Source organism: Massilia sp. DD77 (assembly GCF_036961685.1).
In the GTDB taxonomy this organism is placed as follows: domain Bacteria; phylum Pseudomonadota; class Gammaproteobacteria; order Burkholderiales; family Burkholderiaceae_D; genus Telluria.
On the sequence record NZ_JBAMDH010000024.1, the window covers coordinates 59,191 to 71,467 of the forward strand.

Below are 12,277 nucleotides of genomic sequence, written 5' to 3' on the forward strand. Positions count from 1 at the left end.
GGTAACGGTTGACTCACTCAACGTCGTTCCGGCGAAGGCCGGAACCATGTTCAAGCAGCCGGCGAACAGCCGCGTTCACTTCTCTTCCACCGCCGCAAACTGTAAGCGATACAGGTTGGCATACATCCCATTCGAAGCCAGCAGCTCCTCATGCGTCCCCTGCTCCACGATCCGCCCATGCTCCATCACCACGATGCGGTCCGCGCGCTCGATGGTCGACAGGCGGTGCGCGATCACGATCGTGGTGCGGCCGGCCATCAGGGTGTCGAGCGCCGCCTGCACCGCGCGTTCGGACTCGTTGTCCAGCGCCGAGGTGGCCTCGTCCAGGATCAGGATCGGCGCGTCCTTGTAGATCGCGCGCGCGATCGCCACGCGCTGGCGCTGGCCGCCCGACAGGCGCGAGCCGTTCTCGCCGATGCGCGTCTCCACGCCTTCCGGCAGCTTGGCCACCACATCCGTCAGGTGCGCGGCCTTGACCGCCGCCGCCAGGCGCTCGTGGTCGATCCGCTCCACCCCGTAGGCGATATTGGCCGCCAGCGTGTCGTCGAACAGCACCACGTTCTGGCTCACCATCGCCAGCTGGGCGCGCAGGCTGGCCAGCTTGATGTCCTGGTAAGGCAGGCCGTCCAGCAGCAGGCGGCCGCCTTCCGGATCGTAGAAGCGCGTCACCAGGTTCACAAACGTAGACTTGCCGCCGCCCGACATGCCCACCAGGGCCACCGTCTGGCCCGGCTGGATGTCGAGCGAGACCTCGTCCAGGGCCAGGCTGGCCGCGTTCGGGTAGCGGAAGGCCACGCGCTCGAACACCAGGTGGCCCTTCGCACGGCCGAGTTCCCGGCTGCCGGTGTCGAGTTCGGCAGGCGAATCGATGATCTGGAAGACCGTCTCGGCGGCCGCGATCCCGCGCTGCATCGGGCCGTTGACCTCGGCCAGGGACTTCAGCGGCGTGAGCAGCATCAGCATCATGGTCACGAAATTGGTGAATTCGCCCACCGTCATCTCGGCGCGGATCGCCAGCACGATCACCAGCGACAGTGCGATGGAGGTGGCGATCTGGGTGATCGGGGTGGTGGCGGCGAAGGCCACCGTCATGCGCTGGGCGAAGCCGCGCAGCGCCTCGCTGCGGGCGTGGAAGCGGGCGCGCTCGTAGCGCTCGCCCGAGAAGACGCGGATCACCTGGTGGCCGCGCGCGGCTTCCTCGACCACGCCGGTCATCTCGGCGGTGACGCGCTGGCTTTCGCGGTTGAGGCGGCGCAGGCGGCCGGTGGTGGTGCGCACGATCACGGCGGTGAGCGGCACCACCACGATGGCGACCAGGGTCAGCTTCCAGTTCAGGTAAAGCAGCGCGCCCAGCAGGCCAACCACGACCAGCACGTCGCGCACGCAGGCCACGAATACCGACTGGATCATGTCCACCACCTGGCGCACGTCATTCACCACCGTGTTGATGATCTTGCCGGTGGTCTCCTCCTGGAAGCGCGCCACCGGCAGGCGCAGCACGCGCTCGAAGGCCATGGCGCGCAGGTCGTTCAGCACGCGCGACAGCACCCAGTTATTCAGGTAGGAAGTGGAAAAGGTGCCGATCCCGCGCAGGATGAAGATCGAGACCAGCACGCCTGGAATCCACCACAGGCTGAACGGCACTTTTTTCTTGAAGCCCAGATCGAGCAGCAGTTCCAGCGCCTTGCCCAGCAAGGGCTGGGTGGCGGCAGTGAGCGCCATCGACAGCAGCGCCATCCAGGATCGCGATTGGTACGGCTTGATCAGCGCCAGCAGGCGCTTGACGACGACTTTATTTTCCACTTTTTTCTTTCGCAATCAGGCAGAAGCCCATGAGCAAGAAGACCATCAGCGCATAGAACATGCAGCCCTTGAGCGACCAGAAGATCACTTCGGTCAGGCCGAAGCTGAAGTAGGACAGCACCACCAGCATGCCGGCCAGGGCCGGCCCGAATTGCGGCATGCCCATGTGTACGCCCCGCCCCAGTGCGCGCGAGAAGAACAGGAAGGGCGCGAGCAGGATGCCGGCCCAGGCCAGCAAGCCCCAGACGCCGCCGGTCGCCAGCGCCTGCAGGACGTCATTATGCAGGTGTTCGGCGGGCAAGACCACGGGGTCGAGTGCGCGGTCCTCCACGTGGCGCCGCAGTTCCGCGCGCACCGCGGCCTGGTCCAGGCCCGTGAAAGGACGCTCGGCGATCAGCATGGCGGCGCCCTTCCACAATTCAAGGCGGATGCCGACGTTGCTGAAGGCGCTGCCGCCGTTCATCCAGGTGCGCACGTCGGTCACGCCCTGCTCGGCGCGCTGCTGCATGCCGGTGGCGGGAATGAAGAAGGTGGCGCCGACCAGGGCGAAGCTGCCGACCAGCAGCAGGCGCACGCGGCGGCTGTGCAGCATCTGCGCGTAGCTGAGGAACAGCAGCCCGGCCAGCGCCAGCGCGATCCAGCCGCCGCGGGTGCCGGTGGCGAGCGAGGCCGCCAGCCCGGCCACCGCGCCCAGGGCCGGCAGCAAGGCCTTGCGGGTGCTGTGGCGGTAATCGACCGCCGCCGCCAGGCCCACCAGGCCGAGGCAGAGGGCCAGGTCGCCGAAGGTGATCGCGTTCAGGAAGCCGCCCGGCCGGTCGATGCCCAGGCCGATGCGCTGCCACAGGATGAAAGGCAGCGCGGCCACGGCGCCCCCGAGCACACCCCACCACAGGACGGCGCGCGGCGGACGCGCCAGCAGCACCAGCATGGTGGCGCTCAAGCCCATCAGCATGCGCGAAGGCTTGTCCAGGCGCGACAGGTCGGCCTCGGGACGCAGCAGCACGCACACCGCCGCCAGCGCCAGCTGGAAGACGAAAGCGGCGACCACCCAGCGAACGTCCTTCCAATACGGCGCCAACGCCGCCCAGGCCTTGCGCGGCACGAACAGCAGCGACAGCACGAACAAAAGGCTGGAAAAGCCGATACCGGAGGGGGTGATGAGGCTAATGAAGGGAAATAGGAAGACCTGGAAGCCGATCCACAGCTGCATCGGCGCCCATGACTGCAATGGCTTATTGTTCATTCAGGTTCTTGTGGGATATTCTTGCCACCTTGAGCGTTTTATTCTGGAAGCCATGCAGCAAGCACCGACAATTTCGGTCGTGATCACGACGTACAACCGGCCGGACGCCCTGGCGGCGGTGGTGGAAGCCTGTTTCTTGCAGGATGACAAGAATTTTGAAATCATTATCGCTGATGACGGCTCCGGTGCCAACACGCGGGAATGCATCGACCGCCTGCGCGAACGCTCGCCCGTGCCGCTCAAGCATGTGTGGCAGCCCGACGACGGCTTTCGCGCCGCGATGGCGCGCAACCGCGGCACCCTGGCGGCAACCGGCGACTATATCATTTTCCTGGACGGCGACTGCATCCCGCAGCGCGACTTCATCGCGCGCCACCGTGCGCTGGCGCGGCCGGGCTTCCTGGTGTCGGGCAGCCGCATCCTGCTCAGCCCCGCCCTGACCGAGAAGACGCTGGCCGAGCATCTCGACCTGCCGGCCATGGGCTTTGCCGACAAGCTGCGCTACCGCCTGCGCGGCGACGTGAACAAGCTGCTGCAGCTGCTGCTGCGCTGGCCCGATTTGGGCCGCGTGCACCGCAAGTTCAGCTGGCGCCGCATCAAGAGCTGCAACCTGGCGGTATGGCGCGCCGACCTGCTGCGGGTAAACGGCTTCGACGAGAGCTTCGTCGGCTGGGGCCACGAGGATTCCGACCTGGTGGTGCGCCTGCTGCACGCCGGCGTGCGGCGCAAGGACGGCGCCTTCGCCACCGAAGTGCTGCACCTGTGGCACCGCGAGGCCAGGCGCGACGAGGAAAGCAGCAACCGCAAGGTGGTCGAAGGGCGCGTCCTGGACAAGACTACCCAGGCCACGCGCGGCTTGCGCGAGCACCAGGGCGCAGCCGCCTGATGCCCCCGGCGCGACCCAGCCGCTGGCCGCTGTGGGTGCGGCGCATCCACAAATGGCTGTCGCTGCTGGTCGGCGTCCAGGCCCTGCTCTGGATGGCTGGCGGCTTGTATATGGTGGCGGTGCCGATCGAGGCCGTGCACGGCGACCACCTCGCGCGCAACGAGCGCCCTGCCCTGCTGCCTTCATCCCCGCGCATCGATCCCGCCACCTTGGCGGCGCGCTACCCAGGCATGAGCGGATTCGCCTTCAAGCAACTGGGCGGGCGTGAAGTGGTCGAGCTGCGCCGCGGCAAGGAGATCAGCTTGCTGGACGCCGCCAGCGGGGCGCCGCTGGCGCCGCTCACGCGCGCCCAAGTGGAAGAGCTGGCCCGGGCCGCCTACCTCGGCGACGGCCAGCTGCGCGCCGTCGACTGGCTCACGACCGCGCCGCGCGAGGTGGGCGCCCGTCCCGCGCCGTTGTGGGCGGCCCGCTTCGACGACGCGGTCTCGACCACCCTGTATTACTCGCCCTACTCGGGCGAGCTGCTGACCCGCCGGCACGAATTGTGGCGCTGGTTCGATTTGGCCTGGATGCTGCACATCATGGATTACGACGAGCGCGAAAACGTCAACAACGGCCTGCTGCAGGCCAGCGCCATCGCGGGCAGCGCCATGGCGTTCAGCGGCGCCTGGCTGCTGGCGCTTTGGCTGCGACCTCGGCTGCGCAGGAAGCTCAGGCGATGACCCGCCTGCTGCGCGTCGCCCACACCTGGCTGGGGCTCCTGATCGGCCTGCAGGTGCTGCTCTGGATGGGCAGTGGCCTGGTCATGAGCCTGCTCGACATGCACAAGGTGCACGGCATGCACACCCGCGCCCCGGCGCCCGCGGCCCGGCCCTGGATTCCCGATGCGCTGCCGGTCGGGCAGGTGCTCGCGGCGCAGCAGCGGCCCGTCGACCGGATCGCGAGCGCCTGGCTGGACGCCTTGCCCGTATACCGGCTGTCGCAGGGGAAAACCACCTGGCTCGCCGGCGCGCGCGACGGGCGCCCGGTGGAAGTCGATGCCGGGATCGCCGCGCGGCTGGCGGCGGCCTCCTACCGCGGCGGCATGCCGATGCTGGCGCCGCAGCTGCTGCTGTCCACGCCGGAGGTACGCGGGCACGAGGGCAAGGTCTGGCGCATCCATGTGCTGGACGCGGATGCCACGGTCATCTACGTGTCGGCGCAGACGGGCGAGGTGCTGCCGCACCGGAACAGCACCTGGCGGCTGTTCGATTTCTTCTGGATGCTGCACATCATGGATTACCGGGAGCGGACGGATTTCAATCATCCGCTGGTGGTGGGCAGTGCGGGGGCGGGGATGCTGCTGACGCTGGGGGGATTGTGGTTGTTGGGGGCGACGTTCAGGGTGGTACCGAAGAAGAGGAAGCGGTAGCGGCTGTTTACGCAAACTTGGATCCCGGCCTTCGCCGGGACGACGGTTTTTGAGCTAACGGTGCAATCAAACAACGTCACCCCCGCGAAGGCGGGGGCCCAATTTCCCAACCAAAGCCCGGATCAGTACTCCACCGCCACACCCTTCGCCCCAAGCGTAAGCTCGAGCGCGTGCTTGAGCTGATCCGACGGCGCCACGCGCCAGTCGTCACCCAGCTGCATCACACACTCGATGCCCTGCGGGTTGATGCGCAGGCTGACCGGCAGGCCGTCCTGCACCCGATAGGGCTGCAGCACTTCGGCGATCTTGGCCGGGCTGGTCGTGGTGGCCAGGTCCATCTCGAGCTTGTGGCCGTACTGGATGCGCGAGGCGGCGATGTCGAAGGCCTTCTCGGCCGTGATGCGCAGGCCGCCGTTGAAGCGGTCTTCCGACACCTTGCCCACCACCAGCAGGAATTCGTCTTCCTTGAAGATGTTCTTGTTGGCCTCGAACAGTTCGCTGTAGATGGTCACCTCGACCACGCCGGTCTTGTCGTCCAGCGCCACGATCAGGATCTTGCCGCGCTGGGTCATCTGGGTGCGCACACCGGTGATCACGCCGCACAGCATGCGCGGATCGCGCGAGGGCTCCAGGTCCTTGAGCTTGGTCTTGGCGAACCGGCGCACTTCAAGCGCATACGAGTCGAACATGTGGCCCGACAGGTAGTAGCCGAGCGCGATCTTCTCTTCGGCCAGCTTCTGGCGGTCGGTCCAGGGCGTGGCCTTGACGTATTCCGGCGGGGCGACCAGGTCGCTGTCGTCGCCGCCGAACAGGCTGACCTGGTTGGCCGACGCCGCCGCCTGGTCCGCCACCTCGATGGCGAAGGCGACCGAGGCCAGCAAGACCGCGCGGTCGACGCCGAAGCAGTCCATCGCGCCGGCCCGGATCAGGGATTCGACGGTGCGGCGGTTGATCTGCTTGCGGTCCACGCGCTTGCAGAAGTCGAACAGGTCCTTGAACTTGCCGCCGCTGGTGCGCGCCGCGATGATCGCTTCGATCGCGCCCTGGCCGGCGCCCTTGACGCCGCCCAGGCCGTAGCGGATGTTGGCCACCTGCTTGCCGGTGACGGAACGCGGCGGGCCTTCCGGCGTGAAGCGGAACTGCGATTCGTTGACGTCCGGCGGCAGGATGGTCAGCTTGCAGACGTCGATCGAATCCTCGACCAGGATCTTGATCTTGTCCGTGTCTTCCATGGCCAGCGACATGTTGGCTGCCATGAACGCGGCGGTGTGGTGGACCTTGAGGTAGGCCGTGTGATAGGACAGCAGCGCATAGGCGGCCGCGTGCGACTTGTTGAAGCCGTAGCCCGCGAACTTCTCCATCAAGTCGAAGATCTCGTCGGCCTTTTCGGTCGACAGGCCGTCCTTGGCGGCGCCGGCGCGGAAGATCTCGCGGTGCTCGGCCATCTCCTCGGCCTTCTTCTTGCCCATCGCGCGGCGCAGCATGTCCGCGCCGCCCAGCGAGTAGCCGCCGACGATCTGCGCCATCTGCATGACCTGCTCCTGGTAGACCATGATGCCGTAGGTCTCGGACAGGATGGACTCGGTGCGCGGATCGGGATAGTCGAACTTCTCGCCGTGCTTGCGCTTGCAGAAGTCGGGAATCAGGTCCATCGGGCCCGGACGGTACAAGGCGACGAGCGCAATGATGTCCTCGAAGCGGTCGGGACGCGCGTCCTTCAGCATGCCCTGCATGCCGCGCGACTCGAGCTGGAAGATCGCGACCGTCTTGGCGTCGGACAGCAGCTTGTACGAGGGCCGGTCATTGAGCGGCAGGGTCTCGAGATTGAAGCCGGCGTCGGCCGGATCGAGCGCGCGGATGTAGTTGACCGCGCGGTCGAGGATGGTCAAGGTGGTCAGGCCCAGGAAGTCGAACTTGACCAGGCCGACGGCTTCAACGTCGTCCTTGTCGTACTGCGAGACCACGCCCGAGTCGCCCGACTGGGTGTACAGCGGGCAGAAGTCGGTCAGCTTGCCGGGGGCGATCAGCACGCCGCCGGCGTGCATGCCGATGTTACGGGTGATGCCTTCCACCTGCTGGGCCAGGTCGAGCAGCTGCTTGACCTCTTCCTCGTTCTCGAGGCGCTCCTTGAGCAGCGGTTCCTCTTCGATCGCCTCGGCGATCGAGACCTGCTTGCCCGGCTTGAAGGGAATCAGCTTGGAGACGCCGTCGCAGAAGTTGTAGCCGAAGTCGAGCACGCGGCCGACGTCGCGGATCGCGCCCTTCGCCGCCATGGTGCCGAAGGTGGCGATCTGGGACACCGCATCGCGGCCGTACAGGTCTTTCACGTGCTGGATCACCAGTTCGCGCTTTTCCTGGCAAAAGTCGATGTCGAAGTCGGGCATCGAGACGCGTTCCGGGTTCAGGAAGCGCTCGAACAGCAGGTTGTACTTGAGCGGGTCGAGGTCGGTGATCTTCAGCGCGTAGGCCACCAGCGAGCCCGCGCCCGAACCACGGCCGGGGCCGATCGGCACGCCGTTGTTCTTGCCCCACTGGATGAACTCCGCAACGATCAGGAAGTAGCCCGGGAACTTCATCTTGATGATGGTGTCGTTCTCGAACTTCAGACGGTCCTCGTAGCGCGGACGTTCCTTTTCGCGCTGGACGGGATCCGGATACAGCTGCACCAGGCGCTCTTCCAGGCCGCGCTTGGTTTCCGCCACCAGGTATTCGTCGATGGTCATGCCCGGCGTCGGGAAGTTCGGCAGCTGCGGCTTGCCCAGGGTCAGGGTCACATTGCAGCGCTTGGCGATCTCCACCGAGTTGGCGAGCGCGCCCGGCAGGTCGGCGAACAGGCGCGCCATCTCTTCCTGCGACTTGAAGCACATCTCTTCATTGAAGCGGCGCACGCGCTTGGCGTTGGCCAGCATCTCGCCTTCGGCGATGCAGACGCGTGCTTCGTGGGCGATGTATTCGTCCTTGCTCAGGAACTGCACCGGGTGGGTCGCTACCACCGGCAGGCCCAGGCGCGAAGCCAGCGCCACCGAATGGCGCACCTGCTGCTCCTGGTTCGGCTGGCCGGCGCGCTGGATCTCGATGTAGAAATGGCCCGGGAAGATGCGCGCCCAGCGCTGGGCGGCGGCCTCGGCCTTCGCCAGGTCGCCGTTGTCGATGGCCTGGCCGATGTCGCCGAACTGGGCGCCCGACAGCACGATCAGGGCGTTGTCCTGGGGCGTATCCGGTTCCAGGGTCGAGACGCTGGTGGCCAGGGCTTCCAGCCATTCCATGCGGATCTCCGCCTTGCCCTTGTACTGGTTGGAGAGCCAGGCCCTGGACAGCAAATCGCACAGCTGCAGGTAGCCGGTGTGGTTCTTGGCCAGGATCAGCAGGCGGGACGGCTTGTCGCGGTTGTCGTCGTTGGTGATCCAGGCGTCCACGCCCACGATCGGCTTGATCCCCTTGCCGCGCGCCGCCTTGTAGAAGCGCACCAGGCAGAACATGTTGGCCAGGTCGGTGACGGCCAGCGCCGGCTGCCGGTCCTTGGCGGCAGCCCCCACCAGCTCGTCAATACGGACCAGGCCGTCGACGATGGAGTACTCGGAGTGGACACGCAGGTGGGTGAAGATCGGGGAGGTCATCCTGACATTTTACCTTGCTCGGCGGAAGCGATGAAGGCGGGTGTGTATGCTTGTTGCTTATCAGCACGACAAGTGACTACGGATAGCAAACCTCTATCATTGTTGCTCGCCGAGGACGCCGACCGGCCTGGAATGGGCAATCCCAGCAGCAAGTCCCCCACCCTGCCTTATAATATCGGCCTGTCTTTTCACCGCATTCCGCCATGTCCACCCAGTACGTCAACATCGCCGCCTACAAATTCGTCACGCTCGAAAACCTGGAAGAACTGCGCCCGCAATACCAGGCGCTGTGCAACGAGCTGGGCCTGAAAGGCACCGTGCTGCTCACCCCGGAAGGCATCAACATGTTCCTGTCGGGCACGCGCGAGCACATCGACCAGTACCTGGCCTGGGTGCGCAGCGATGCCCGCCTGGCTGACCTGGAGTGGAAAGAGAGCCTGTCGGCGGAACAGTCGCACAAGCGCATGCTGGTGAAGATCAAGCAGGAAATCATCACCATGCGCATGCCGCTGATCAAGCCGGAACTGGGCCGCGCGCCCTCGGTCGACCCGAAGACGCTCAAGCGCTGGCTCGACCAGGGCCATGACGACGAAGGCGTGCCGGTCGTGATGATGGAAACCCGGAATGCCTTCGAAGTCGACGTCGGCACCTTCGAGAACACGCTCGACTACCGCATCGACAAGTTCACGGAGTTTCCCGCGGTGGCGGCCCAGCACAAGGATGAGCTGGCCGGCAAGACCGTGGTGACCTTCTGCACCGGCGGCATCCGCTGCGAGAAAGCGGCGATCCACATGAAGGATATCGGCTACGACCGCGTCTACCAGCTGGACGGCGGCATCCTGAAGTATTTCGAGGAGGTGGGCGGCGACCACTACACGGGCGACTGCTTCGTGTTCGACTACCGCACCGCCCTCAATCCCAAGCTGGAACCGACCGAGACCGCGCAGTGCTTTGCCTGCCGCGCCGTGGTCACGCCACGCCAGCAATTGTCGCCGCAGTATGTGGTGGGAGTCTCGTGCCCGCACTGCGCGCCGGAAGCCGCCGGGGATGCGGCCGCCGGGCACAATGCAGTCACTTCGGTACAAGCGGAAGCATGAAATTTTCTTTCAACGCGGCGCAGCGTTTGAAATAAGATTTCATGTTTGCGCGGACGCCAGGTCCGTGCGAAATCAGAACAGTGGCGGTTCGAAACCGGTCGGCGAGCCTACCAGGGTGACGTCTTCCATGCCGGTGCCGCCTGTGACCATGCGTTCGATCCAGCTGTCCACATAGCCCTGATCCTGGGCCAAAGATGCACTCTGCAGATCCTTGACGGTGGCGACGAAATCGACTGCGGTCTTGATCGCCGCCGTGCCTTGATAAGCCGCGATTTCATTCGGCAGGTCGAGGCGCTGCGTGAAGACGGCTGCGGCGTTGGCTTTGCCGGCAAAGATCACCCCGTCTGTATTCCCCGCCGCGGCCTTGGACATGTCGTTCACCACCGCATCGATAGTGATGACACCCCGGTCCATCAGGTCGGTCCAGTAATTCAGCCCGGCGGTATCGCCCTGGCGTCCGAACAGGTTGTCATAGACTTCGTTCACGAGCGCCCGGTTGTTCATGCCGGCATAGGTATCGCGGTATTCGTTCGAGATGCCGAATTGGCGCGACATTTCCATCAGGGCGTTGGGATTATTGGCCAGTGCATTGGTCCAGTATTGCAGGCCGCCCGGATCGGCCGGGCGGCCAAAATAAGCGACATAGAGCTTCTGCACCGCGATAGTATTGGTATCTGCCATTTGAGCCTCCTTTAGATTGGTGGATTGATGCTACTCCAACCACAAAAAAAGCGGCGCAAAATACTGAAGAGTGTGCGGGATGATTGCTTTTAGGCGATATTTCCCAAAAGATAAAGTTAAATTGACTGAAGATAATTTTGACGAACCCGGCGCCGGCCGGGTTCGCCAAGGGGTCAGCGGAAGTACGCCGCGATCTCCCGGATCGCATCCGACTGCAGGGTGCCGGCAGCCGCGCGTAGGCGCAGGACGCCCAGCAGATAGGCGTAGCGCGCCTGGGCCAGGTCGCGCTGACTGGTGAACAATTGCGCCTGGGCGTTGAGCAGGTCGAGGTTGATGCGCACGCCGCCCTTGATGCTCTGCTCGGTGGCGGTCATCAACAGCTTGCCGGAGTTGACCGCCTTGATCAGCGCGTCGACCTTGCGTCCGCTGCTCAGCACCACACTATGCGCCTTGCGCAGCTCGACCAGGACTTCATTGGTCCGTGCATCCAGCTCGGCCTTGGCGCGGCCGTAGTTGGCGGCAGCCTGGCGCGTGGTGGCGTTCACCGAGCCGCCCGCGTAGATCGGGATATTGAGCTGGAGACCGACCTGGCGATTGGTGTTTTCCTGGCCCAGGTTGGTCAGCGATTCGCTGTCGCTCTTGCTATAAGAACCCACGAAATCCAGGCGCGGCAGGTGGCCGGCCTTGTTGCGGCCAATTTCCAGGCGCGCATTCTCGACCGCCAGGCGGGCCGCGGCCAGCTGGTTGTTGCGCGCCAGCGCCAGCTTGCTCCATTCCTCGAACGAAGCGGGATTCAGCTCGCCAGGGCGGAAATCCGCGCCGAGCTGGGTCAGCTCGCCCGGATCCATGCCGATCACGCCTTCGAGGGTATTGCGCGCCGCGGTCAGGTTGTCCTGCGACTCGATCAGCTGGGCTTCAGCCAGGTCGAGCCGGGCCTGGGTTTCCAGCATGTCGGTTTTGGTCCCCTCGCCTTTTTCGAACAGGCGCTGGTTGACCTTCTGGTGCTCCAGGTGGGCGTCGCGCTGCACCTTCGCCAGCGCCAGCTGGTCCTGGGCGAACAGCACGTCCAGGTAGGCGCTGACCACGCGCACCGAGACGTCGTCAATGGCGGCCTCGTAGGTCTCCTCGCTCTGGGCCGTCTGCACCTTGCCCTGGCGGTAGCGCATGATGGCGTCCATGTTGAACAGCGGCTGGCGCAGCTGCACCACGGCCGAGCGGCTGGTGTATTTCGGGTGCTCGTGCACGGGGACCGGCCCGATGATGGTTTGCCGCATGAATTCCTGGTCCGCCACGTTCCTGCCGTAGGAATAGCTGCCCGAGATGCTCGGCAGCAGGTGCGCGCGGCCGAGGACGCGGTTTTCCTTGCCCGATTCGTTCTCGTAGAAGCGCATGCGAAACTGCGGATCGTGCCTGATCGCGGCCTCGTAGGCCTGCTGCAGGGTCACGGCGCCGGCGCCGCCGGCACCCAGCGCCAGCAATGCGCCGATCACGCCGGCACGCAGCGCCGCCACTCGGCGAGTCTTGGTGGTCGCGCTCATC

The 12,277-nt window shown here is 65.4% G+C and carries 9 protein-coding genes; 4 read left to right on the forward strand and 5 right to left on the reverse strand.

The features are described 5' to 3' along the window. Positions 1-75 precede the first annotated feature (75 nt). Positions 76-1,803, reverse strand: coding sequence for a lipid A export permease/ATP-binding protein MsbA (gene msbA / locus V7778_RS15835; protein WP_335556982.1), 1,728 nt, complete (start codon positions 1,801-1,803; stop codon positions 76-78). Continuing rightward, positions 1,793-3,046 (reverse strand): O-antigen ligase family protein, encoded by a 1,254-nt coding sequence (locus V7778_RS15840; protein ID WP_335556984.1) that lies wholly within the window; start codon positions 3,044-3,046, stop codon positions 1,793-1,795. The genes msbA and V7778_RS15840 overlap by 11 nt, the downstream gene beginning before the upstream one ends. Positions 3,047-3,098: 52 nt before the next feature. Here V7778_RS15840 and V7778_RS15845 point away from each other — a divergent pair, with 52 nt between their 5' ends. Genes V7778_RS15845 through V7778_RS15855 form a run of 3 tightly spaced genes read left to right on the forward strand, consistent with a single transcriptional unit; the run spans position 3,099 to position 5,343 of the window. Continuing rightward, entirely contained in the window at positions 3,099-3,932 is an 834-nt protein-coding gene (locus V7778_RS15845; RefSeq protein WP_335556986.1) for a glycosyltransferase family 2 protein, read from the forward strand. Further along, positions 3,932-4,654 carry a PepSY domain-containing protein gene (locus V7778_RS15850; RefSeq protein WP_335556987.1) on the forward strand — a complete coding sequence of 241 codons (723 nt, stop codon included), beginning with the start codon at positions 3,932-3,934 and terminating at the stop codon, positions 4,652-4,654. Before V7778_RS15845 ends, V7778_RS15850 begins: the two co-directional genes overlap by 1 nt. Beyond that, the gene (locus V7778_RS15855) at positions 4,651-5,343 is read left to right on the forward strand and encodes a hypothetical protein (RefSeq protein ID WP_335556989.1); all 693 of its coding nucleotides are present in this window, start codon (positions 4,651-4,653) and stop codon (positions 5,341-5,343) included. The genes V7778_RS15850 and V7778_RS15855 overlap by 4 nt, the downstream gene beginning before the upstream one ends. 122 nt (positions 5,344-5,465) lie before the next feature. On the opposite strand, the gene dnaE is transcribed toward V7778_RS15855, so the two are convergent. Further along, a complete protein-coding gene (gene dnaE, locus V7778_RS15860) occupies positions 5,466-8,960 on the reverse strand; it encodes a DNA polymerase III subunit alpha (protein WP_335556991.1) in 3,495 nt (1,164 codons plus the stop codon). 203 nt (positions 8,961-9,163) lie between these two features. Here dnaE and V7778_RS15865 point away from each other — a divergent pair, with 203 nt between their 5' ends. Then, complete coding sequence (locus V7778_RS15865; RefSeq protein WP_335556992.1) at positions 9,164-10,057, forward strand: sulfurtransferase; 894 nt, start codon at positions 9,164-9,166, stop codon at positions 10,055-10,057. A gap of 72 nt (positions 10,058-10,129) precedes the next feature. Here the strand turns inward: V7778_RS15865 and V7778_RS15870 are convergent, their stop codons facing one another. Together V7778_RS15870 and V7778_RS15875 are read right to left on the reverse strand one after the other, a co-directional pair. Next, positions 10,130-10,738, reverse strand: a complete 609-nt coding sequence (locus V7778_RS15870) for a DUF4214 domain-containing protein (protein ID WP_335556994.1) — start codon at positions 10,736-10,738, stop codon at positions 10,130-10,132. Between the two features lie 173 nt (positions 10,739-10,911). Then, complete coding sequence (locus V7778_RS15875; protein WP_335556996.1) at positions 10,912-12,276, reverse strand: TolC family outer membrane protein; 1,365 nt, start codon at positions 12,274-12,276, stop codon at positions 10,912-10,914. Position 12,277: the final 1 nt, after the last annotated feature.

What these genes read in the sequence shown, in the direction of transcription:
- dnaE (WP_335556991.1), bottom strand. Translation starts at nt 8,960, where the DNA reads ATGACCTCCCCGATCTTCACCCACCTGCGTGTCCACTCCGAGTACTCC.
- V7778_RS15850 (WP_335556987.1), top strand. Translation starts at nt 3,932, where the DNA reads ATGCCCCCGGCGCGACCCAGCCGCTGGCCGCTGTGGGTGCGGCGCATC.
- V7778_RS15840 (WP_335556984.1), bottom strand. Translation starts at nt 3,046, where the DNA reads ATGAACAATAAGCCATTGCAGTCATGGGCGCCGATGCAGCTGTGGATC.
- V7778_RS15855 (WP_335556989.1), top strand. Translation starts at nt 4,651, where the DNA reads ATGACCCGCCTGCTGCGCGTCGCCCACACCTGGCTGGGGCTCCTGATC.
- V7778_RS15870 (WP_335556994.1), bottom strand. Translation starts at nt 10,738, where the DNA reads ATGGCAGATACCAATACTATCGCGGTGCAGAAGCTCTATGTCGCTTAT.
- V7778_RS15865 (WP_335556992.1), top strand. Translation starts at nt 9,164, where the DNA reads ATGTCCACCCAGTACGTCAACATCGCCGCCTACAAATTCGTCACGCTC.
- V7778_RS15845 (WP_335556986.1), top strand. Translation starts at nt 3,099, where the DNA reads ATGCAGCAAGCACCGACAATTTCGGTCGTGATCACGACGTACAACCGG.
- V7778_RS15875 (WP_335556996.1), bottom strand. Translation starts at nt 12,276, where the DNA reads ATGAGCGCGACCACCAAGACTCGCCGAGTGGCGGCGCTGCGTGCCGGC.